17 protein-coding genes are annotated in these 23,379 nt (G+C 69.5%); 9 read left to right on the top strand and 8 right to left on the bottom strand.

Annotated features, from left to right (window positions below; translation table 11 throughout):
• Position 1 precedes the first annotated feature (1 nt).
• From ESP70_RS15655 to ESP70_RS15630, 6 genes are all read left to right on the top strand, one after another.
• Entirely contained in the window at positions 2 to 1,591 is a 1,590-nt protein-coding gene (locus ESP70_RS15655) for an acyl-CoA carboxylase subunit beta (protein ID WP_149690248.1), read from the top strand.
• A 115-nt stretch (positions 1,592 to 1,706) separates the two neighbouring features.
• Complete coding sequence (locus tag ESP70_RS15650) at positions 1,707 to 3,665, top strand: acetyl/propionyl/methylcrotonyl-CoA carboxylase subunit alpha (protein WP_149690247.1); 1,959 nt, start codon at positions 1,707 to 1,709, stop codon at positions 3,663 to 3,665.
• A complete protein-coding gene (locus ESP70_RS15645; protein WP_149690246.1) occupies positions 3,662 to 4,822 on the top strand; it encodes an acyl-CoA dehydrogenase family protein in 1,161 nt (386 codons plus the stop codon). Before ESP70_RS15650 ends, ESP70_RS15645 begins: the two co-directional genes overlap by 4 nt.
• Positions 4,823 to 4,957: 135 nt before the next feature.
• Positions 4,958 to 5,704, top strand: coding sequence for an enoyl-CoA hydratase-related protein (locus tag ESP70_RS15640; protein WP_149690245.1), 747 nt, complete (start codon positions 4,958 to 4,960; stop codon positions 5,702 to 5,704).
• Between the two features lie 93 nt (positions 5,705 to 5,797).
• Positions 5,798 to 7,306 (top strand): ABC transporter substrate-binding protein/permease, encoded by a 1,509-nt coding sequence (locus tag ESP70_RS15635; RefSeq protein WP_149690244.1) that lies wholly within the window; start codon positions 5,798 to 5,800, stop codon positions 7,304 to 7,306.
• On the top strand, positions 7,303 to 8,103 hold the full coding sequence (locus tag ESP70_RS15630; protein ID WP_223148752.1) for an amino acid ABC transporter ATP-binding protein: 801 nt from the start codon (positions 7,303 to 7,305) through the stop codon (positions 8,101 to 8,103). The genes ESP70_RS15635 and ESP70_RS15630 overlap by 4 nt, the downstream gene beginning before the upstream one ends.
• 1 nt (position 8,104) lies before the next feature.
• Here the strand turns inward: ESP70_RS15630 and ESP70_RS15625 are convergent, their stop codons facing one another.
• Both ESP70_RS15625 and ESP70_RS15620 read right to left on the bottom strand, forming a co-directional pair.
• Positions 8,105 to 9,052 carry a carboxypeptidase-like regulatory domain-containing protein gene (locus ESP70_RS15625; protein WP_149690243.1) on the bottom strand — a complete coding sequence of 316 codons (948 nt, stop codon included), beginning with the start codon at positions 9,050 to 9,052 and terminating at the stop codon, positions 8,105 to 8,107.
• Positions 9,053 to 9,182: 130 nt separating this feature from the next.
• Positions 9,183 to 10,493, bottom strand: a complete 1,311-nt coding sequence (locus tag ESP70_RS15620; protein ID WP_149690242.1) for an Ig-like domain repeat protein — start codon at positions 10,491 to 10,493, stop codon at positions 9,183 to 9,185.
• A 169-nt stretch (positions 10,494 to 10,662) separates the two neighbouring features.
• Between ESP70_RS15620 and ESP70_RS15615 the strand changes: the two genes are divergently transcribed.
• Together ESP70_RS15615 and ESP70_RS15610 are read left to right on the top strand one after the other, a co-directional pair.
• Positions 10,663 to 12,771, top strand: a complete 2,109-nt coding sequence (locus ESP70_RS15615; protein ID WP_149690241.1) for a HelD family protein — start codon at positions 10,663 to 10,665, stop codon at positions 12,769 to 12,771.
• Positions 12,771 to 14,291 carry a metallophosphoesterase family protein gene (locus ESP70_RS15610; protein ID WP_149690240.1) on the top strand — a complete coding sequence of 507 codons (1,521 nt, stop codon included), beginning with the start codon at positions 12,771 to 12,773 and terminating at the stop codon, positions 14,289 to 14,291. Before ESP70_RS15615 ends, ESP70_RS15610 begins: the two co-directional genes overlap by 1 nt.
• Here the strand turns inward: ESP70_RS15610 and ESP70_RS15605 are convergent.
• Positions 14,288 to 15,511, bottom strand: coding sequence for an ArgE/DapE family deacylase (locus ESP70_RS15605; protein WP_149690239.1), 1,224 nt, complete (start codon positions 15,509 to 15,511; stop codon positions 14,288 to 14,290). The two genes, ESP70_RS15610 and ESP70_RS15605, sit on opposite strands and share 4 nt — an antisense overlap.
• 191 nt (positions 15,512 to 15,702) lie before the next feature.
• On the opposite strand from ESP70_RS15605, the gene ESP70_RS15600 reads away from it, so the two are divergent.
• Positions 15,703 to 17,568, top strand: coding sequence for an anthranilate synthase family protein (locus ESP70_RS15600; RefSeq protein ID WP_149690238.1), 1,866 nt, complete (start codon positions 15,703 to 15,705; stop codon positions 17,566 to 17,568).
• A 10-nt stretch (positions 17,569 to 17,578) separates the two neighbouring features.
• On the opposite strand, the gene ESP70_RS15595 is transcribed toward ESP70_RS15600, so the two are convergent.
• From ESP70_RS15595 to ESP70_RS15575, 5 genes are all read right to left on the bottom strand, one after another.
• Positions 17,579 to 18,499 (bottom strand): DMT family transporter, encoded by a 921-nt coding sequence (locus ESP70_RS15595; protein ID WP_246162050.1) that lies wholly within the window; start codon positions 18,497 to 18,499, stop codon positions 17,579 to 17,581.
• Between the two features lie 140 nt (positions 18,500 to 18,639).
• Complete coding sequence (locus ESP70_RS15590) at positions 18,640 to 20,199, bottom strand: S1C family serine protease (RefSeq protein WP_149690236.1); 1,560 nt, start codon at positions 20,197 to 20,199, stop codon at positions 18,640 to 18,642.
• 71 nt (positions 20,200 to 20,270) lie between these two features.
• Positions 20,271 to 21,668, bottom strand: a complete 1,398-nt coding sequence (locus tag ESP70_RS15585) for a sensor histidine kinase (RefSeq protein ID WP_246162049.1) — start codon at positions 21,666 to 21,668, stop codon at positions 20,271 to 20,273.
• Positions 21,665 to 22,357 (bottom strand): response regulator transcription factor, encoded by a 693-nt coding sequence (locus ESP70_RS15580; protein WP_056210745.1) that lies wholly within the window; start codon positions 22,355 to 22,357, stop codon positions 21,665 to 21,667. The genes ESP70_RS15585 and ESP70_RS15580 overlap by 4 nt, the downstream gene beginning before the upstream one ends.
• Positions 22,358 to 22,474: 117 nt before the next feature.
• Positions 22,475 to 23,350: a fructosamine kinase family protein gene (locus tag ESP70_RS15575; RefSeq protein WP_149690235.1), complete on the bottom strand. Its 876-nt coding sequence runs from the start codon at positions 23,348 to 23,350 to the stop codon at positions 22,475 to 22,477.
• Between the last annotated feature and the right edge of the window lie 29 nt (positions 23,351 to 23,379).

Raw genomic sequence — 23,379 nt, 5'->3', positions numbered from 1 at the left:
AATGCACACGACTGTCGACCCGACCACCGAGACGTACGAGACCAACCGGGCACTGATGCTCGAGCGGCTCGCCGACCTCGCCGAGCAGCACGCGCAGGCGCTGGCCGGCGGAGGTGAGCGCTACGTCCAGCGTCACCACGAGCGCGGCAAGCTCACCGCGCGTGAGCGCATCGAGCTGCTGATCGACCCCGACTCGCCGTTCCTCGAGCTGTCGACCCTGGCGGCGTGGGGCACCGACTTCGCGGTCGGCGCCTCGATCGTGACGGGCATCGGCGTGGTCGAGGGCGTCGAGTGCATGATCGTCGCCAACGACCCGACCGTGAAGGGCGGCTCGTCCAACCCCAGCACGCTCAAGAAGGGGCACCGGGCGGCGCAGATCGCCCACGAGTGTGGGCTGCCGACGATCAACCTCGTCGAGTCCGGTGGCGCCGACCTGCCGACGCAGAAGGACATCTTCATCCCCGGCGGCGGCTCGTTCCGCAGCATCACCCAGGCCAGCGCAGACCGCCGGCCCACCGTCGCGCTGGTGTTCGGCAACTCCACGGCCGGCGGAGCCTACATCCCGGGCATGAGCGACTACGTCGTCATGGTCAAGGGTGGCGCCAAGGTGTTCCTCGGCGGCCCGCCGCTGGTCAAGATGGCGACGGGTGAGGAGTCCGACGACGAGTCGCTCGGCGGCGCGGAGATGCACGCGCGTACATCCGGCCTCGCCGACTACCTCGCGGTCGACGAGCTCGACGCGATCCGCATCGGCCGCTCGATCGTGCGCCGGCTCAACTGGCGCAAGCACGGGTCGACGCCGGAGCCCATGTACGCCGAGCCGGTGCTCGACCCCGAGGAGCTGCTCGGCATCGTGCCGACCGATCTCAAGATCCCGTTCGACCCCCGCGAGGTCATCGCCCGGATCGTCGACGGCTCGGAGTTCGACGAGTTCAAGCCGCTCTACGGATCGTCGCTCGTGACCGGCTTCGCGCAACTGCACGGCTACCCGATCGGCATCCTCGCCAACGCCCAGGGCGTGCTGTTCAGCGAGGAGGCGCAGAAGGCCACGCAGTTCATCCAGCTCGCCAACCAGACCGACACGCCGCTGCTGTTCCTGCACAACACGACCGGCTACATGGTCGGCGCGGAGTACGAGCAGGGCGGCATCATCAAGCACGGCGCGCAGATGATCAACGCGGTGTCCAACTCGACCGTCCCGCACCTCTCGGTCGTGATCGGTGCGTCGTACGGCGCCGGGCACTACGGCATGAGCGGTCGGGCGTACGACCCGCGGTTCATGTTCAGCTGGCCCAACGCGAAGTCCGCCGTCATGGGTCCGGCCCAGCTCGCCGGCGTCATCTCGATCGTCGCGCGCGGGGCTGCGGAGGCGAAGGGCCAGCCCTACGACGAGGAGGGCGACCGGGCCATGCGGGCGTACGTCGAGGAGCAGATCGAGAAGGAGTCCCTTGCCTACTTCACGTCGGGGATGCTCTACGACGACGGGGTGATCGACCCGCGGGACACCCGCACGATCCTCGGCATCTGCCTGTCCGCGATCAACACGCGCCCCGTCGAAGGCGCCAAGGGATACGGAGTGTTCCGCACATGAGTGGACGTTACGGGGTCTCGATACTCTCGCTCGTTCCTCGCTCCAACTCGACCAGCGATGGTCGCGCGAGCATTCGACGGCCGAGCCGTATCGAGACCATGCAAGGAGCCCTCGCATGATCGCCAGCATCCTCGTGGCCAATCGGGGGGAGATTGCCCGGCGCGTCTTCCGGACGTGCCGGGAGCTCGGCATCCGCACCGTCGCCGTGCACTCCGACGCTGATGCGGGAGCGCCGTTCGTCGGTGAGGCCGATGTCGCCGTACGCCTGCCGGGCAGCTCGCCGACCGACACCTACCTGCGCGGAGACCTCGTCATCGCCGCGGCGCTCAAGGCCGGCGCCGGCGCGATCCACCCCGGCTACGGCTTCCTGTCCGAGAACGCCGAGTTCGCGCGCGCCGTCGCCGAGGCGGGCCTGACGTGGATCGGCCCCGCGCCGGAGACGATCGACGCGATGGGCTCCAAGATCCGGGCCAAGGAGCTCATGGCGGCCGGCGGCGTGCCGATCCTGTCGGTCGACGCCGCAACCGCGAAGGCAGGCGACTTCCCGCTGCTGGTCAAGGCGTCCGCGGGAGGCGGTGGTCGCGGCATGCGCATCGTCACCGACCCGGCCGACCTCGATGGCGAGCTGGCGGCTGCGGGTGCCGAGGCGCTGTCGGCGTTCGGCGACCCCACGGTGTTCGTCGAGCCCTACCTGCCGACCGCGCGCCACATCGAGGTGCAGGTCATGGCCGACACCCACGGCACGTGCTGGATCGTCGGCGACCGTGACTGCTCGATCCAGCGCCGGCACCAGAAGGTCGTCGAGGAAGCGCCGGCCCCGTCCGTGAGTGATCCCGTACGCACGACGCTCCACGACGCCGCGCGCGCCGCGGTCAAGGCCGTGGACTATGTCGGCGCCGGGACCGTCGAGTTCCTCGTCGCCGACGCGCACCTCGACACCGGCAAGGCGTACTTCCTCGAGATGAACACCCGCCTCCAGGTCGAGCACCCGGTGACCGAGGAGGTGTTCGGCGTCGACCTCGTCGCCGAGCAGATCCGGGTCGCCGAGGGCGCGCAGCTCGGCGAGGAGCCGACGGGTCCGAGCGGGCATGCGGTCGAGGTGCGGGTCTACGCCGAGGACCCCGCCGACGATTGGCAGCCCCAGACCGGCACCGTCCGTACGTTCGAGGTGCCGGCGGGTGTACGGGTCGACTCCGGCGTCGAGTCGGGCTCGGTCGTCGGCATCCACTACGACGCGATGATCGCCAAGGTCGTGGCGCATGGTGCCGATCGGACCACGGCGATCCGCAAGCTCGGCGACGCGCTGAGGCGCACGCGGGTGCACGGTGTGCGGACCAACCTCGACTTCCTGCGGTCGATCCTCGCCGACGAGGAGTTCGTCTCGGCGCGGGTCCACACGGCACTGCTCGACGAGCGGCTTGCTGACTGGACGAAGCCGTCGCTCGACGAGCCGGCCGTCCGCCGCTCGGCGGTCGCCGCCGCGCTCGCCGAGGCCACGACCGCCACGGCACACGCGAAGGTGCTCGGCCGCATCCCGACGGCGTTCCGCAACGTCCCGAGCCAGCCGCGCACCCGGGCGTACGTCGTTTCGACAAGCTCAAGGAACCACGACCTGACGGTCTCGTACTCGGCCGGGTTCGTGCAGCACGACCTCGACGGCGTCACGGTCATCGAGGCCGGCCCGACGCGCGTCGTGCTCGACGTCGAGGGGCTCACCGAGACGTACGATGTCGCGGTCGGTGACGGATGGGTCGATGTCGACGGGCCGTACGGCTCGATCACGCTCACGCCCGTGCCGACGTTCGTCGACCCGGCCGATGTCGTCGCCGAGGGCTCGCTCCTCGCGCCGATGCCAGCCGCCGTCATCAGCGTCGCGGTCGAGGACGGCCAGCACGTCAGCAAGGGTGACGTCGTCGTCGTCCTCGAGGCCATGAAGATGCAGCACACCATCACCGCACCGACCGACGGTGTCGTGTCCGGGCTGTCCGTCACGCCCGGCGCCCAGGTCGAGTCCGGCGCCGTACTCGCCATCATCGACATTTCGACAAGCTCAACGAGCGAAGGATCATCATGAACAACTTCACCGAGTCCGACGAGCGCCTCGCGCTGCGCAAGGCCGTGGCCGACCTGGGCGCGAAGTACGGCCGCGACTACTTCGAGAAGGCCGCGCAGGAGGGTCGCAAGACCACCGAGCTGTGGGAGGAGGCCGGCAAGCTCGGCTACCTCGGCGTCGCGGTGCCGGAGGAGTTCGGTGGCGGTGGCGGTGACATCGGCGACCTCGCGGCGGTGTGTGAGGAGCTGGCGACGGCCGGCAGTCCGCTGCTGCTCATGGTCGTCTCGCCGGCGATCGTCGGGACGATCATCACGCAGTACGGCACGCAGGCGCAGAAGGAGCGCTGGCTGCCCGGACTCGCCGACGGCACCTCGACGTTCGCGTTCTCGATCACCGAGCCCGACGCCGGGTCCAACTCGCACAAGATCATCACCACGGCCTACCGGGAGGACGACGGCTGGCGGCTCAAGGGCACCAAGACGTACATCTCCGGCGTCGACGAGGCGAGCCACGTGCTCGTCGTCGCGCGCACCGAGGACGCCAAGACCGGCAACCTCAAGCCTGCGCTGTTCCTCGTGCCGACCGACGCCGAGGGGTTCACCTACCAGCAGATCGACATGGGCATCACCTCGCCGGAGAAGCAGTTCACCCTGTTCTTCGACGACGTACGCGTGCCGGCCGACACCCTGATCGGCAGCGAGGACGCCGGCATCGACCAGCTGTTCGCCGGGCTCAACCCCGAGCGCATCATGGGCGCCGCGTTCGCCACCGGCACCGCCCGGCTCGCGCTGGCCAAGGCGTGCGAGTACGCCAACCAGCGCCAGGTCTGGAAGGCACCGATCGGCTCGCACCAGGCGATCGCCCACCCGCTCGCGCAGACGTTCATCGAGATCGAGATGGCGCGGCTCATGACGCAGAAGGCGGCCGCGCTCTACGTCGCTGGTGACTTCATGGCGGCGGGCGAGGCGGCCAACATGGCGAAGTACGCCGCCGGAGAGGCCGTGTGCAACGCGGTCGACCGGGCGATCCAGACGCATGGCGGCAATGGCCTGGCCAACGAGTACGGTCTGGTGCAGATGCTGGCCGGCTCGCGGCTGTCCCGCATCGCACCGGTCAGCAAGGAGATGGTGCTCAACTTCATCGCCCAGTTCTCCCTGGGCCTCCCCAAGTCGTACTAAGGACTCAACCCTTTGCCGGTCGAGTAGCCAGCGAGCTCTGCGAGCAGGCGTATCGAGACCCGGTGACGTGATCTCGATACACCGCCTCGTTCCTCGGCGGCACTCGATCACCGAGTACTCGCGAAAGGACCACACATGACTGAGCTGGTGCACCTCGAGGTGGCCGACCAGGTCGCGACGATCACGCTCGACAGCGAGCGCAACCGCAACGCGCTGAGCAAGCAGCTCGTCACCGAGCTCGCGGCGCACCTGACCACGGCCGATGCCGACGCGAGCGTCAAGGCGATCCTGATCCGCTCGGCCGGCACGGTGTTCTGCTCCGGCGCCGACATGACCGAGGCGGTCAGCGGTGGCATGGCCGAAGGCGCCAAGGCGATCGTCGCGCTGCAGCGCCAGATCGCGACCGCGGCCAAGCCCGTCGTCGTCGAGCTCGGTGGGCCCGTACGCGCCGGCGGCCTCGGCATCGTCGGCGCGGCCGACATCGTCATCGCGGCGGAGTCGGTGTCCTTCCAGCTGACCGAGGTGCGCCTGGGACTGGCGGCGGCGATCATCTCGTTGAGCCTGATCCCGCGGTTCAGCGACCGCGCCGCGGCTGACCTGTTCCTCACGGCCCGGAAGTTCGATGCCGCCGAGGCAGCCGACGTCGGCCTGATCACCCGGGCGGTCGCCGATGCCGAGCTCGGGGCCGAGGTCGCCCGGGTCCTCGCCGATCTCTGCAAGGCGTACCCGCAAGGCCTTCGCGAGAGCAAGCGGATCCTCAACCGGGACCTCGTGGCGCGCATCGACGAGCGGGGCGGCGAGGTCGCCGCGCTGTCGGCCGAGCTGTTCGCGAGCGACGAGGCGCGCGAGGCGATGACGGCGTTCCTCGCCAAGAAGGCGTAGTCCGGCAAACGAGACATCGGCAGGACCCGGGATTCAGGACTACTGTCACGTCTATCGGGGAAACCCTCGGTGGTTCACCACAGAGGAGACGCAATGCGCCATGCCGTGAGGCTGCTCGTGCTGGCGTTCGTGGGGTTGATCGTGCTGCCCGCTGGCAGTGCCACCGCGACCACGACGCACCTGGCCCAGGCCGACGACCGGCCCGTCGTACGCGTCGGCACCGAGGGCGTCTATCCGCCGTTCTCGTTCCATGACGCCAAGACCAACAAGCTCACAGGCTTCGACATCGACGTGATCAAGGCTGTCGCCAAGAAGGCCGGCTGGAAGCTCACGTTCGTCGAGACCACGTTCGACGGCATCTTCACGGCGCTCGACGCCAAGCGCATCGACGTCATCGCCAACCAGGTGACCCGCAACCCCGAGCGTGAGGCGAAGTACGGCCTCGGCACGACGTACACCTACTCGCGCGGCGTCATCGTGGTCAAGAAGGGCACCACGGGCATCAAGACGCTTGCGGACATCAAGAAGCGGAGCGATGACGATGATCCCGTGACCGCCGCCGAGTCGGTCACGACGAGCTGGGCCGATGTGGCCCGCAAGGCCGGGGCCAAGATCAAGGCGGTCGACGGCTTCTCGGAAGCCGCGGCGCTGGTCGTCCGGGGCGACGCGGACCTGCTGATCAACGACAACATCGCAGCCCTCGACTACCTCAACACCACCGGCAAGGATGACATCGAGATCGCCGGGGACGCCGGGGACGAGGTCAGCGAGCAGGTGCTGGCGTTCCGCAAGGACGACCCGCGCCTGGAGGAGTCCAACAAGGCGCTGGCCGAGCTGAAGGCCGATGGGACGCTCGCCAAGATCTCCGAGAAGTACTTCAAGACTGACGTCACGGTCGAGAACTCCGGCGACGTCGACGTCTCCGGCGGCCGCGCGGCGCGGAGCGACACCGAGGTCGCCAAGGACGCGGCATGGCCGATGCTCAAGAAGCTCCTGATCGCGACGATCCCGATCACGATCATCAGCTTCGCATTCGGGCTCATGGTCGCGGTCGCGGCCGCACTGGCTCGGATCTCCGGCAGTCGGGTGCTCAGTGCGATCGCGAAGGCGTACATCTCGATCATCCGCGGCACCCCGCTACTCGTGCAGCTCTTCATCGTCTTCTACGGCCTGCCCGAGATCGGGATCAAGCTCTCGCCATGGACCTCGGCAATCCTCGCGTTGAGTCTCAACGTGGGTGGCTATGCCGCGGAGGTCGTACGTGCGGCGATCCTCTCGGTGCCCAGGGGGCAGTTCGAGGCGGCATCCACCGTCGGCATGGGCTACTGGCAGTCGTTGCGGCGGATCGTGTTCCCGCAGGCTGCGCGCATTGCCGTGCCCCCGTTGTCCAACACGGCGATCTCCTTGCTCAAGGACACGTCTCTGCTGGCCGTGGTCACGGTCACGGAGCTGACCCAGGAAGCCCGATTCGCAGCAGCCAACAGTGGCGCTTACCTGGTGCTGTACGGAGTGGCAGCTGTCTACTACTGGGTCGTGTGCGTGGGCATGTCGGCCGTCCAAGGCAGACTCGAGACCCGACTGAACAGGTTCGTGGCCAGATGACCGACATCCCGCAGATCACCAACGACATGGGCGACCTCCGCGTACGCGCGAGGGGGCTGCAGAAGTCGTTCGGCGACAACCACGTCCTCCACGGCATCGATCTCGACGTCGCGGCCGGCACGACGTCGGTCCTGATCGGGCCCTCCGGCTCGGGCAAGACCACGATCCTGCGCTCGCTCAACGTGCTCGAACGCCCCGACTCCGGCACGATCCGCATCGACGACGTCGAGGTCGACTTCGCGACGTTGCCGGACAAGGGCGGCTCGGCCCGCCAACAGATCGCTGCCCTGAGAGCGCAGAGCGGCATGGTGTTCCAGGCCCACAACCTGTTCCCTCACAAGACCGTCATCCAGAACGTCATCGAGGGCCCCGTGCAGGTGCAGAAGCGTCCACTCGAGCAGGCCGTCGACGAGGCCAAGGCGCTCCTCGACCAGGTCGGACTGAGTGACAAGGCGGACCAGTACCCGTTCCAGCTGTCCGGTGGCCAGCAGCAGCGCGTCGGCATCGCCCGCGCACTCGCGCTCAAGCCGCGGGTCATGCTGTTCGACGAGCCGACCTCGGCGCTCGACCCCGAGCTCGTCGGCGAGGTGCTGTCGGTCATCAAGGAGCTCGCGGCCGAGGGCTGGACGACCGTGCTGGTGACACACGAGATCCGCTTCGCCGAGCACGTCGCCGATCAGGTGCTGTTCCTCGACGAGGGTGTCGTGGTCGAGCGCGGCCCCAGTGCGCAGGTCATCGGCGACCCACGCGAGGAACGTACGCAGCAGTTCCTCAAGCGGATCCTCGACCCGGCCTGAGTCAGCGCAGCGTGGCGGACGCCGAGCCCGGTTGCACGTGCTTGGTGCCGAGGTAGTCGACCCTGACCTTCTTGCTCAGCCTCGGCGACCCGTCGGCAGAGCCCAGCAGCGTGATGGCTGTGCGCCCCTTCGCGAGCGGCAGCTCGACGCCGAACTGCTTGGTCGTCACCCGCACGGAGCCGTTGGCGCGTACGCCCGTGGCGCGCTCGGTGACCCGGATGCCGACGATTGCCTTCTTCCTGCGGACCTCGACGTCGAGGTCAACGGCAGCGGCGGACGCCAGCGTGATGTCGATGTTGCGGCGCGTCCTGCCTTCCTTGACCTCGATGAACCCGGCCCTGGCGTGCGCGGAGCTGTCGTGCCACCCCGCACCGAAGTCACCGTCGAGCTCGTCGGTCGCCATCACGCGATAGGTGCCAGGGGGTACGTCCTCCGCGACGAACACCCCGTCGGTGCCCGTGACCGACGTGGCGATGACCTGCCAGTGCTCGTCCAGCACGACGACCTGCATGTCGCGAAGCCCACGGTCACGGGTGCTGCGGACCGTGCCACTGATGGCGCTGTGCTGGCGCCGATGCTTCCCGTGACCGGCGGCGCGGGGCGCGGGCTCCGCCGCGTCGGCGACCGGCCGCGCCTTGACGGGCGAGGCGGGATGCAGGACGCGTACGTTCGCGGCATCGGGCGTGCGGGCGTGCCTGGGCACGTACTCCTCCGGCACTGCATCCACGACCGGCGAGTCCGGCTCCGGCTCAAGCGCGACGGCCGCGACCTGGTCCCCGGCGTCCCCCGGTGGCTCGTCCGCGCCCTCGGCGGACCGGCCCTTGGAACGGAACCCGAGGCCGCGCGAGGGCGGGACTATCGGGACCGGACCGAACGTGTGCCGCGGGCCTGACGGAGTGACGACGACGGGAACATCGTCCGGGGTCTCGCGGTCGTCACCTGTCACCACGACCTCGCCTCGTCCACCACGCGCCATCGACATCCCTCACACCAGAATCCCCACCCCAGTATGGGCGGTCATTGCAGGCGCGCGGTGCCGCTTCGACCGTGTCGTACGTCCTACGGAAGCTGCTCCCCGATCAGCCGACCGTCGTGACGAACTGCCGGGTGACGGGAGCGGTGCTGCCCGATCCGCCGTAGGAGACGGTGAACGTGTGCTTGCCGGCCGCGATGTTGGTGAGCTTGATGGTCGCCTGGCCGTTGACCAGCGTCGCCGACGTGGTGTCGCCACCGAGCGCGGCGGTCACCTCGCCGGAGACCCGGCTGCCGGACACCTTGCGGGTGACCGTGATGGCGAACGTCACCGAGCCCCTGCCCGGCGTCACGGTGGCCTGCAGGACTCCCCGTGACTTGAGCTTGATCGCGACGTCGTCGAGCTTCTCGCCCGGGCTGAGGTCGAACAGCTGCGCCGTGGCGGCGCTGGTGCCGCCGACGTGCTGGGATGCCCAGATGCCGGCGGGATCCTTGGCATACAGTCGCCACTGCCCGGCGGGGAGCGGGCCACGGTTGAAGACGCCCGCAACCGTGGTGGCCTGGCCGTAGTCGCCCCACGGGCCGGAGTCCCCACTCACGGGGTACGGCGTGACGACGATGCCCTGGAGCGGGGCGTTGGCGCCGTTGGTGACCGTGCCGCCGAGGTAGGCAGCAGCGTGGTGAAGCACCTGGCCGTCGAGGGTCTTGGTCGCATTCGCCGTCACGGTGACGACCTCGGCAGCCGGGGCCTCGTCGCTGTCGCAGGTCGGTTCGATGCTCAGCGCCGCGACGGTGTCGTCGTAGCACTGGTCGAGGTAGGTGCCCTTGGTGTCGGTGTAGCGCACCGTGTACTCGCCGGCCGGCAGGCCGATGAACGTGTAGGTGCCGTCAGCGGCGACGCCACGATCGTCGTCGTACGCCGAGATGGGCTTGTCAGGGGTGCCGATGTCGAGCTTGGGACCGATGAGGTGGACGCGGGTCGTCGTCGGCGTGGCGCCGTCCTCGCGGAGGACCTTGCCGGTCAGCGCGCCGGCAGGGTAGAGCGTCGCGTCACGAGTCACGGTCTTGCCGGGCACGACCGTGAAGTTGCGCACCGTCGTCACGAACTTGCCCTTGGGGTCGCTGACCTTGATGCGGTAGCTGTACCAGTCACCCCACTGATCGGTCTGGGACAGTCCGGTGAACGAGTAGCCACCCGAGGCGTTGGTCGTCTTGGTCTCGATGGTGTCGAAATGGTCGCTGTCGTAGTCGGCTCGGGTCAGATCGACCTTGAGGCCCTGCAGCAGCACGCCTTGCGAGGAGATCGTGCCCTTGACGGCGCCGGTCGTCGCGGCCGAAGCCGGGGCGGTCAGTGCCGGCAGCAACAGGCTCAGGCCGGCCAGGAGCAGCGTGAGCAACGTCGTGACGGTCCGACGCACAGGCATGGATCCTTCGGGGCGGCGAGCTCGAGGTGAAGGCATGTCTCGAACGTACGTGCTCCCGTGGCGCGGATCAACCGCGCGGATGTCCGCAGACCGGGCAACTGCCTGCGGAATATTTCCCGCACGCAATAGACTTGTGAGTTCTCTAGGACGGAAAAGGAGTCGGGTGAGCTCGAACAACGCGGAACAGCGCGAGATCGACGCGGAGCAGGCGTACGTCGACGCTGTCTATGAGCGCCTCGACGCCTCCGCCAAGGTCGCTCAGTCCCTCGTCGTCGAGGGCATGGCGCGCGGTCACGTGGGCAACGAGGGTGGGCTCGTCGAGCGCGACGCGATGGTCTACCAGGCGTCGCTGCGGCTCTCCGCGCTCAACGCCGCCCACGACGGGCTGGTCTTCGGCCGGCTCAACATGCTCGACGGCGACTCGCGCTACATCGGCCGCATCGGCGTACGCGATGCCGATCGCGAGATCCTGCTGATCGACTGGCGCGCCCCGGCCGCCGCGATCTTCTACCAGGCGACCGCGCAGGAGCCGGCCGGTGTCATCCGCCGCCGCGTGCTGCGTTGCGCCAACGACAAGGTCATCGGCATCGAGGACGATCTGCTCGACGCCGACAACGCGCCTGACGACCTGGTCGTCATCGGCGAAGGCGCGCTGCTGGCGAGCCTGACCCGTGCACGCGACAGCTCGATGCACTCGGTCGTCGCGACGATCCAGAAGGAGCAGGACGAGGCGATCCGCGCTCCGAGCCGCGGCGCCACGACGATCGGCGGTGGCCCGGGCACCGGCAAGACCGTCGTCGCCCTGCACCGTGCCGCCTACCTGCTCTACACCGATCGCCGGCGCTTCGAGTCCGGCGGCGTGCTGGTCGTCGGCCCGTCGACGGTGTTCATGAACTACATCGAGCGGGTGCTCCCGAGCCTCGGCGAGACCAGCGTGACGCTGCGGTCGCTCGGCGAGGTCGTCGACGGGCTGCGTGCCATGCGCCACGACGAGCCGATCGCCGCCGCGGCCAAGGGCTCGTCGCGCATGCCGGCGTTCCTCAACCGCGCCGCAGCGGCGCCGATGCCGGGATCGCCGACAGAGTTCCGCTACTTCTACAAGGACGACGTCCTGCGGCTCGACGCCGACCAGCTCGCCCGCATCCGGCGCAACCTGCTCTCGGGCGGTAAGCGCAACCGGGCCTACCTCAAGGCGCCAGCCGCTCTGGTCGACGCGTTGTGGGCCCAGGTCGCCGGCGATCGTGCCCTCGAGAAGGGCGAGGAGGAGTTCGTCGAGACCGTCACGACCGACGACCGCTTCGTCGACTTCGTCGAGGACTGGTGGCCGCCGGTCGAGCCGATCGACGTGTGGCGCACGCTGCCCGACGTCATCGACGAGCTGGCCCGCGGCGCGTTCGACGCCGAGGAGCTGGCCGCGCTCAAGGCGTCGTGGCAGATCGGCGAGCCCAGCATCGAGGACGTCCCACTGATCGACGAGCTCCGCTACGTCATCGGCGAGGTGCCGTCGACCGGCGGCGACGAGGACGACGTGCCCAAGCAGCTCATGAGCTTCGAGCGACGTGAGCGCGAGGACCGCAACGACCGCTTCCGCTCGACCCAGAGCATCGAGGACGACGGCTTCGCCCACGTGCTGGTCGACGAGGCGCAGGACCTGTCGCCGATGCAGTGGCGCATGCTCGGTCGCCGTGGTCGTTACGCCAGCTGGACGATTGTCGGCGACGAGGCCCAGTCGTCGTGGCCGCACCCCAAGGAGTCCGCGGCAGCGCGCAAGGCCGCCCTCGAGGGCAAGCCCGAGCACGCGTTCCGGCTGTCGACCAACTACCGCAACTCCGCCGAGATCTACGACCTCGCGGCTCAGGTCGCCGCCGTCGCGGTCCCGCATCCTGACCTGGCCGACGCCGTACGCCGCACCGGTGAGCTGCCCGTGCACCTCACGGTCGGTGCCACCGAGCTCGTCGACACGGCCCGCCGCAGCGCCCGAGAGATCCTCGACCGCGTCGAGGGCACCGTCGCGATCGTCGCGGCGACGGATCGCCAGGCCGAGCTGGCTGAGCAGCTCGCCGACCTGCTCGAGCAGCACCCCGAGCGCCTCCGGCTGCTCGACGGCCTCGCCACCAAGGGCCTGGAGTTCGACGGTGTCGTCGTCATCGAGCCCGACGCGATCACGGCCGAGTCCAGTGCCGGCTGGCGCACCCTCTACGTCGTCCTGACCCGCGCGACGCAGCTGCTGACGACCGTCGGCACGACAGACGGCTGGTTGTCGCGGATCTGATGAACCGGGCTCTCAAGGTCCTGCTGCTCGTCCTCCTCGCGGTGGGCGTCGCACTGCCGACCGCGTACTCGACGTTCATCCACAGTGAGCGCAGCGTCGTCATCGGTGCCCACGAGGCCACGGTGCAGCCGACGTTCAGCGGCTACGCCCGCATCGACTTCGGCACGCTGATCCCGCAGATCCGGCTGCCGGCCGAAGCGCCGCTCGGCCTCGGGGTCGACGTACGCCTCGGCGACAGCGAGACCACCAACCTCGACCAGCTCGTCGCCCGCGACGCGGTGATCGCGTCGCAGCCGCAGGGCGAGATCGCGTCCGTACGCTCGACGATCATCTCGATGCTCGTTGACGCGGCGATGCGAGGCGCCGGCTCTGCACTGCTCGCCGTGATCATCGCGATGCTGGCCTGGCTTGCGATCGGCCAGGCGAGGCGCCGCACCATCTGGGCCGCAGCGCGTCATCCCGGCCGCAGCCAGGTCCTCGGTGCCGCTGGCGTGGCGATCGTCACGATCGCCGCCCTGGTTCTCGTCGCAGCGCCCGAGCGCCCGCGGCCCTCCGACGAGGCATGGGTCCCGATCGACACAGTGTTCCCGGAGCTGCCGTCGGACGACGTGCTCGACAACGTCGAGATCGCCCAGGGCGCTTCGACCAGCGGCAGCAAGGCCATCGTCGAGGGAGCCCTCGCGACCTATCGGACCTCGGTGGCGTTCTATGGCAAGCTCGCAGTCAGCGCCGCGACGACCCAGGTGCGTAAGCCGTTGGAGGGGGAGATGACGGCCCTCGTCGTGACCGACCGGCACGACAACATCGGCATGGATCCCGTCGCGCGGGCGATCGCCGACCGGGCCGGCGCTCGCCTGCTGATCGACCTCGGCGACGACACGTCCAACGGGGCGAGCTGGGAGACGTTCAGCATCAACTCGCTGGCCCGCGAGTTCCGCGACTTCGACATCGTGTCGGTCGCCGGCAACCACGACACCGGGCCCACGGTGCGCCAGCAGATGAAGGACAAGGGCTTCACGGTGCTCGACGGCAAGCCGGTCACGGTCGCTGGTGTCCGGTTCCTCGGCAGCAGCGATCCGCGCAGCTCCGGCCTCACCGCCGGCTACAACGGCGACCCGTCCGACAACACGCACTCGCTGCGCCAGCAGGACGACGAGCTCGAGAAGGCCGCCTGCGACGCCGGCGACGTCAGCGTCATCGCCGTCCACTCGCCATCGTCGGCCACGCGGACGGCAGCCTCAGGATGCGCCGACCTCGTGCTCTCCGGACACCTGCACCGGCAGGTCGGGCCCACGACGATCAACGGCACCAACGGGCGTACGACCACGACCCTGACGACCGGCACGACGGGCGGCGCCGTGTATGCGTTCGCCCTGGGTAGCAAGCTCCGCCGTGAGGCACAGGTGACGATCGTGACGTTTGCCGACGGCAAGCCGGTGGGGCTGCAGCCGGTCAGCTTCGAGCCCGGCGGGATCATCCAGGTCGCGGACTACACGCCGATCACGACGTCACCGCGCTAGCGGCAGCGGGCCACGATCAGCTCGGCGTACGCGCGGGCACACGTGACGACCTCGGCGATGGCAACGCGCTCGTCGACGGCATGCGCGTTGGCGATCTCGCCGGGTCCGTACTGCACGGTCGGGATCCCGAGCGCGGCGTACTGCCGCAGGTCCGAGCCGTACGGTGCGCCCGTCAGGCGCGGCCGTGGCTCACCGGTCGCCACGACCGCCTCGACGACCTCGTCGCCGAACGGATCGCCCTCGGGCAGCCGTCCCGCGGCGAAGTGACCGCCGGGCCACGTGACGGTCGGTGGGTTGTCGGCCAGCCACGCATCGGCCGCCGCTGCTGCAGCGAGGGCGTTCTCGAACGCCGCCTTGGCGTCGGCGAACGACTCGCCGGGCATGACGCCGTAGCGTCCCTCGGCCACCAGCAGGTCGGGCACCGTGCTGGCCCAGTCGCCAGCGTGCACGATGCCGACGCTGATGGGCCACGGCAGCTCGCCGAACGGGTGGGGCGGCGCCGCATTGCGTACGCTCTCGAGCTCGGCGAGTGCGCGATGCAGCCGCTCGAACGCCGTGATCGCACTGTGACCGGTGGCCCGCATCGAGCCGTGCGTTGCCCGGCCGACGACCTCGATACGGAACGTCAACGAGCCCGCGTTGGCCGCCACGACCTGCCCGTCGGTCGGCTCGGCGATGACACACGCGTCGCCGACGTGCCCGCGACGCAGCGTCGCGTACGTCCCGATGCCGCCGTCCTCCTCGCCGATCACGGTGTGCACGGCGAACGGGCGGGCGAGCTCGATGCCGCTGAGCGCGCGCGCCGCCGCAATGATCGCGACGACGCCACCCTTCATGTCGCAGACGCCTCGACCGAACCAGTGACCGTCCGCCTCGCGGAGGAGCCATGGGTCGGAGTTGGTCCAGGTCTCGGGCTCGCCGGATGGCACGACGTCAACGTGGCCGTTGAGGACCAGCGCCGGGGTGCCGGGCCCGGAGACCCCGACACAGCCCAGCGCCTCGTCGCGCTCGACCTCCTCGCCGGGATAGTCGTCGGTGGCGCGTACGTCATCGAGGTCGATCGTCCACTGGTCGACGTCCATGCCGAGACCGGTCAGGGTCGCGGCGCACCAGCGCTGCACGGCTACCTCGGCGTCTGCGCCGCCGGTGCTCGGAATGTTGACGATCTGCGCCAGGTCGCGCCGGATCAGGTCGACATCGATGTCCAGGTCCGGGCTCATGGTCAGACGGTATCCCCGAGCCATGACGTACGACGGCACGAGGTGCTGCGCTAGGCTCGGGCCATGACAGTTCAGCCCTCCAGCTGGTGGCTCCACCTGTAGGTGGACTGTCGACTCGTGCCCAGACCGCCTCACGGCCGGCTCTGGGCATTTCTTGTCTCGGCCGGTCGAGACTTCTCCAAGGAATCCTCATGACCCAGCTCGACGAACTCCTCGCCCAACCGGCCTTCGCGCTGATCCGCGTCCGCGACTCCGACACCGTCACGCTCATCGGCGGTCCGCGCACCGACCTCGACCAGCTCGCGGACATCCCCCTGGTGCCGGGCAGCGATCGCGCGTGGAACCACGTGGTGCTGGTGCCCTACGCCCAGGTCCGTGAGCGCGGCTTCGAGGCGCACCAGGACGGTACGCCGCTGACCGCCATCGAGGCGGCGTACACCGCCGAGGTGCCGATCGCCGAGCTGCTCGACCTGCTGCCCGATGCGCCGATCGAGTTCGCCGATCGTGGCGGCTTCGAGTCGACCGACGAGGCGTACGCCGGCATGGTGCGCACGATCATCGACGAGGAGATCGGGCAGGGCGAGGGCGCCAACCTCGTGATCGGCCGGCACTACCGCGCCCAGGTCGCCGACTGGGGGCATGACGGCGCCCTGACGGTGTTCCGCCGGCTGCTCGAGCGCGAGCGGGGCGCGTTCTGGACGTTCTGCATCTTCACCGGCGACCGCTACCTGATCGGCGCGAGCCCCGAGCGGCACGTCAGCGTCGAGGACGGCCAGGTGCGGATGAACCCCATCAGCGGGACGTTCCGCATGCGCGGTCTCGAGACGCACGCTGACCGCAAGCGCGAGCTGCTGCGCTTCCTCAAGGACGAGAAGGAGATCTACGAGCTCTTCATGGTCGTCGACGAGGAGCTCAAGATGATGTGCGACATCTGCCACGAGGGTGGACTCGTGCTCGGGCCCTACCTCAAGCCGATGACGCACCTCGTGCACACCGAGTACCTACTCGCGGGCCGCACCAACCGCGACGTGCGTGAGGTGCTGCGCGACTCGATGTTCGCCGCCACCGTCACCGGCAGTCCCGTCGAGAACGCGTGCCGGCTGATCAAGAAGTACGAGCCCGAGGGTCGCGGCTACTACGCCGCTGTCGCCGCACTGATCGGCCGCGACGACGAGGGCAACCCGCTCGCCGACGCGCCGATCCTCATCCGTACGGCGGACGTCGACCTCGACGGCAACCTCAAGGTCACCGCCGGCGCGACGCTGGTCCGCGACTCCGACGCGATGTACGAGACCAAGGAGACGTGGGCCAAGGCGTCCGGCATCCTCAGCGCGTTCGGGCTCGTCGATGCCGCGCCCGAGCCGGTCGAGGGGTTCGACGCGTTCACCCGCGAGGACGAGGTGCTGATCGCCCTCGGGTCACGCAACCAGAGGCTCAGCCAGTTCTGGCTGACCGACCAGTCCGGCGCCGCGCCCGTCACGTCGTTGACCGGCAAGCGCGTCGTGATCGTCGACGGCGAGGACGACTTCGTCAACATGCTGTCCCACGTGTTCGGCGTGCTCGGCATGACGACCGACATCGTGCGGCACGACGCGTATGCCGACGGTGACCTCGACGGCTACGACCTCGTCGTGGTCGGACCCGGACCCGGCGACCCTCGCGACCTCGCCGACACCAAGATGGCCACGATGCATGGCGTCGTCACGGGACTCCTCGAGACGCAGAGGCCGTTCCTCGCGGTGTGCCTCGGGCACCAGGTGCTGAGCCACAACATCGGGCTCGACATCGTGTTCAAGGACATCGTGTTCCAGGGCACGCAGAGCCGGCTCCCGGTGCTGGGCCGCCCGGAGACCGTCGGCTTCTACAACACGTTCGTCGCCCGGGTGCCGGAGTCCGGCCTGCCGGACGGTGTGACGGTCGAGACCGACCCGGAGACCGGCGACATCCACCTCGTTGCCGGTCCGCACTACCGCGGCGTCCAGTTCCACGCCGAGTCGATCCTCACCCAGAACGGCTTCGGCATCCTCCGCGACCTGGTGACCGACCTCATCGGCTGAGGACCTCGGGTCAGCTGGCGGGGGCCTGCTCGTCGACCGGTGCGTCCTTGGGGGTCGACTTGAGGCGCGTGATCGCCACGCCGACGAGGCACAGCGCGCCGCCGACGAAGGCGAGCGCGGCCGGGACCTCGTCGAGGACCGCCCACGAGATCAGCGTCGCAACGGCGGGCACGAGGTAGGTCGTCGAGGCGGCTTTGCCGGTCGAGATGCGCTTGAGCGCGTAGGACCACGTGCTGAAGCCGATCGCCGTGGGAAACACCCCGAGATAGGCCAGCCAGAGGATGTCGTGCAGCGAGGCGCCGCTGAGCTCGTCGATCAGGGCGGGCGCGAACGGCAGGCACACCACGACGCCCACGAGGCAGCCGAGCCACACCGACATGATCGGCTGCATGTGCTTGAGGGCGGGCTTCTGCGCCAGCGCGCCGAATGCGTAGAACGCGGCGGCGGCGATGCACAGGACAACACCGGTCGTGCTCGCGGTGTCGACGGCGGACGAGTCGCTGTCGGCGCTGAGGGCGATCAGTGCGACGCCACCGAACGCGATGCCCATGCCGATCATCAGAGGCTTGGGGAAACCCTCCTTGTAGAGCACACCGGCGATGACCGCCGCGAAGATCGGCCCGACATTGACGATCAGCGCCGTGGTGCCGGCATCGAGGTCGCGCTCGGCGGCGTTGAGGGCGAGGTTGTAGGCGCCGAACCAGACGACGCCGTAGAGCACCACGAGCAGGAGCGGGCGGCCGGTCGGCAGCGCGGTGGTGCGGGGCCGGGCGAAGAACGTCAGTGCGATCGCGCCGACGACGAGCCGGCCCAACGTCAGGGAGCCGGGCGAGAACGTGTCGCCGACAGCGCGGATGCCGACGAACGCCGAGGCCCAGAGGACGACGGTGACGAGCATCGCCGGCAGGGACAGGTCGCGTTCGGTCTTCACCCCTCCACGGTAGTGAGGGTGACTGACAGTCACGAGCGAAATTCGGTCATCCTGGCGCACGATCCAGCCGAAAGTGGTGGGCGCCATCCCGTCCGCGTGTGGTTGACGAGATGGCGCCCGGTCTCAGGGCTGCGGGTGGGTCAGCTGCTGGCGCCGCCGTCCGAGCCGAGGGTCACCTGGACCTCGTTCTTCTTGCCGTCGCGGGTGTAGGTCAGCGTGACCTTCTGGCCGGGCTGGAAGCCGCGCACCGAGGCGACGAGCGCTTCGGAGCTGGCGACGAGGTCGCCGTTGACAGCCGTGATGATGTCGCCCTTCTTGAGCCCCGCCTTGTCGCCGGCACCACCGCCGGTGACGTCGTCGATCTCGGCACCCGTGCCGGTGATGCCGTCGTCGGAGACGGCCGGGCGTACGGTCACACCGATCTGCGCGTGCTGCACCTTCTCGCCCTTGACCAGGTGCTTGGAGACGTTCTTGGCCAGGTCGATCGGGATCGCGAAGCCGAGGCCGATCGAACCGCCCTCGCCGGAGCTCGACGCCTTGATCGCCGAGTTGATGCCGATGACGTTGCCGTCGATGTCGACCAGCGGGCCGCCGGAGTTGCCGGGGTTGATCGCCGCGTCGGTCTGGATCGCGGGGAACGTGTTGGAGCTGCTCGAGTTGTCGCCGTCGGACGAGGTCACGGGACGATTGAGGGCCGAGATGATGCCCTGCGTCACGGTGCTCTCGAGCCCGAACGGCGAGCCGATCGCGACGACCTCCTGACCGACCTCGAGGTCGGCAGAGCTGCCGAGCGTCGCCGGGGTGAGGCCCGACTTGCCGCTGGCCTTGATCACGGCGAGGTCGGTCTTGGGGTCGGCGCCGACGACCGTGGCCTTGGTGTAGGTGCCGTCGCTGAACGCCACCGTGATGATGCCGTCCTTGCCGGCGACCGCCGTGACGTGGTTGTTGGTCAGGATCTCGCCGTCGCTGCTGATGATGATGCCGGTGCCGGAGCCGGCCTCGTCGGCGCCCTTGACGTTGATCTGGACCACCGAGGGCAGGACCTTCTTGGCGACCTGCTCGACCGCGCCGGCCGGCACGTTGGTGTTGGTCGCGTCGTCGCTCGTGTCGAGCGAGCTGACCGTCGGGCCGCCGTTGTCGTCGTCGGAGAGCTTGTCCTGCAGCGCGGCGCCGCCGAAGCCCGCACCGCCCGCGAGCACCAGGAGCGCCACGGCGCCGACCAGGGTGCGGCCGCGCCGCCTCTTCTTGGCCGGCGGCTCGTCGTTGCCGCCACCCTCAGTGGGGAAGCCGACGGCCGGCGCGGCGAACGGCGGGAACGCGTCGGTCTGGGTCACGGCAGGTGCCGGCTCGGATGCCGCGGCGTCGGCATAGCGGTGCGTGTAGGCCTCGGCGGGCGGCGTCGGAGCTGCCGCCGGCGGTTCGGACGTCGTGGCGGCCGGCTGCTCGACCGTGGGCGGGTCGGCGGGGGGCGCAGGCGTGACCGGGATGGTCGGCTCGGCGTCTGAGCTGGCGTCCGGGCTGGACTGTGCTGCGGGCACGTCGACCGTGGGCTCCTCGGGGGCAGGCGGGGGAGCCTGCTCCGCCGGCGTCGCGTCGGCGGCTGTCGGCTCGGAGGAAGCGGGAATGGCCTCACCGGTGTCGCTGCGCTCCGTCGGGGGGACGTAGGGACGCTCGGAGAACGGGTCGTTCGTATCGGTCATGGAAGTAGATTCTCGCGCATCGCTGAGACGGGTCTAAGAGCGGCGTGTGAGCGATCGAAGAAACCCGCTGGTCAGGGCAGGTCCGAGCTCGGCAACGTGAGCGTGAACGTGGTGCCGCCGCCCGGCGCCGACTCGACGTCGACCGTGCCGCCATGGCGCTCGGCGGCGCGCTTGACGATCGAGAGGCCGAGGCCCGACCCGGGCAGTGTGCGGGCTTCGCTCGAGCGATAGAACCGGTCGAAGATGTGCGGCAGGTCGGCGGGGTCAATGCCCGGGCCCTCGTCGGTCACCGTCAACGTGCCGTCGGCGAGTCGTACGTGGACCGTGCCGTCGGCCGGGCTCCACTTGGCGGCATTGTCGAGCAGGTTGGTGACGGCGCGCTCGAGGAGCTGGGGCTCGCCGAACACCATCCACGACTCGACGTCGACGTCGAACGTCATGTCGTGGGCCCGCAGGCGTACGCGGTCGACCGCCTGGTTGATGACGTCGGCGAAGTCGAGCGGCTCGGGGTCGCGGGTCATCGGTTCGTCGCGGGCCAGCTCGACGAGGTCGCCGACCAGCGTCGTGAGCTCCTCGAGCTGCGACCGGACGTCGCCCATGATCTCGTGACGCTGCTCGTCGCTCAGGGAACGCTCGGCGTTGTCCGCGGCCTGCCCGATGAGCTCGATGTTGGTGCGCAGGCTGGTCAACGGGGTGCGCAGCTCGTGGCCGGCGTCCGCGACCAGCTGCCGCTGCCGCGTCTGCGAGGCGTCGAGCGCCTGGAGCATCGCGTTGAACGATGTCGTCAGCCGGGCCAGCTCGTCATGACCGGTGACCTCGATGGGGGTGAGCTCGGCGGTACGCGCGACGCGCTCGGTCGCGGCGGTCAGGCGTCTGACCGGGCGCAGGCCGTTGGCGGCGACGGCCCAACCGGCCATTCCGGCGAACGCCACACCAGCGGCGCTGCACAGCAGCAGGATGACCTTGAGGCGCTTGAGCGCGAAGTCGATCGACTCCATCGACTGCGTCATGACGAGAGCTGTGCCACCGTCGGCCTGCACCGCGACGACGCGGTAGGGCGTGCCCTGGATGCGTACGGTGCGCATCGACTGGGATTCCTCGCCGAGCGACACCTCGACCTCGCGAAAGCTCTTGAACGCCTTGGTGGCCTCATTCACGTCGCCGGTGGGCGAGAACAGCTCTCCGCCAGTGACGACGAAGATCTGCACGTCGGCGATGCGTTGCAGCGTGGTGTTCAGCTGCACGAAGTTCTGATACTCCGCGAGGTTGGCATCCACTGCCGCGTGAGCCCTGCGCAGCATCGAGTCGTCGAGCGACCGCTCGAACTCCGCGCGCACGACGACGAAGACGATCGCGCTGACGACGCCGAGCGTCGCCGCAACGGCCATCGTGGTGAGCACCGCGACCCGCAGCGCCAGCGACATCCGCTGGGTGAACGGCTGCAGCGAGCGGTGCAGGAGATCGATCACGGAGGCGTCTCGCGCAGGACGTACCCGACGCCCCGCACGGTGTGGAGCAGCCGGTCCTCGCCCTCGGCCTCGAGCTTGCGCCGGACGTAGCCGACGTAGACCTCGAGGGAGTTCGCGGTCGTGGGGAAGTCGAAGCCCCAGACCTCCTCGAGGATGAACGAACGCTCGAGGACCCGCTTGGGTCGCTGGAGGAACAGCTCGAGCAGGGCGAACTCCGTGCGGGTGAGGGACAGTGACCGCTCGCCGCGCTTGACCTCGCGGGTCACCGGGTCGAGCGACAGGTCCGCGAACACCAGCGGGGCCTCGTCCGGCTCGACCGCCGCGGCGCGGCTCGACCGGCGAAGCAGTGAACGTACGCGGGCGAGCAGCTCCTCGAGGGCGAACGGCTTGGTGAGGTAGTCGTCGGCACCGGCGTCGAGCCCGTCGACCCGGTCCGAGACGGCGTCGCGCGCGGTGAGGACGAGGATCGGTACGTCGTTGCCGGCGCCGCGGAGGGCTCGCGTGGCCTCGAGCCCGTCGAGCCGCGGCATCATGACGTCCATGATGATCGCGTCGGGGTTGATCTGGGGGACCCGCGCCAGCGCCTCGGCACCGTCGGACGCGAGGTCGACGGAATAGCCGTTGAACTCGAGGGACCGTCGCAGTGAGTCGCGCACAGCACGGTCATCGTCGACGACAAGGATGCGCATGGCCATCAGTCTGCCCCGGATCCCTGAGACTTGGCTGAACTAGTGAGATACCGGCCCGCTCGTCAGCGTTGGTGACGGTGTCGCAACTGGCGAGCCGGCGACGCGAACGCGGTGGCGCTACGAGGTCTTCCCATCCAACAGCGACTGCGCTGCCGCGGCAGCGCGTGCCCCATAGGTCCCGCCGAACAGCGTCGCGTGCACCAGCAAGGGGTGCAGCTGGTGCAGCCCGACCCGGTCGCGCCACCCCGCCGCCAGCGGCGTGGCCTCGTCGTACGCATCGATGACACGCTGCAGGTGTGGGATGCCGAACAGCGCCAGCATCGCCAGATCGGTCTCGCGGTGGCCGCCGTGCGCGGCGGGATCGATGAGCCAGACGTTGCCGTCGGATCCCCACACGAGGTTGCCCGACCACAGGTCGCCGTGGATGCGGGCCGGCGGCTCCTCAGGCCCGGCGAAGTCGTGGATGCGTCGCATCGCTGCCTCGATCGTGGCGGCCTCCTCACCCGTGAGCGCCTGCCGGTCGACGGCCGCGCGTACGTAGGGCATGACCCTTCGTGACGCGAAGAACTCCGGCCAGGTCGGCAGGGGCCGGTTGGGCAGCGGGGCGAGGCCGACGAATCCGTCCTGGTCGCCGCCGAACACGTCGGCACCGGCCTGGTGCGTCGCCGCCAGCGCGCGCCCGAACCGCTCGGCGACGTCGGTCGTCGGCTTGCCCGGCTCGATCCAGTCGAGGACGAGGCAGTCGTCGGCGACCGCAAGCACGTGGGGCACGTGTGCACCGTCGGCATCGGCGAGCCAGCGGAGCCCTTCGGCCTCCCGCTCGAAGAAGCCTTCGGGCGGGTGCGGGCGGGTCTTGATGATGGCGCCGCGGCCGTCGGTCAGCCGGAGCCGGGTCGACGTGCAGATGTCACCGCCGGCGACCGGGGTGGTGGAGACGACACCGAGGCCAAGGAGTGCCTCCGCCCGGGCGGCGGTTCCTGCCATACGTGCCATGACCACGACGTTACCCCGTGGAGGACCGT

It is taken from the genome of Aeromicrobium ginsengisoli, from assembly GCF_004134905.2.
GTDB lineage: Bacteria > Actinomycetota > Actinomycetes > Propionibacteriales > Nocardioidaceae > Aeromicrobium > Aeromicrobium ginsengisoli.
This window is presented reverse-complemented; position numbering and strand designations above follow the sequence as displayed.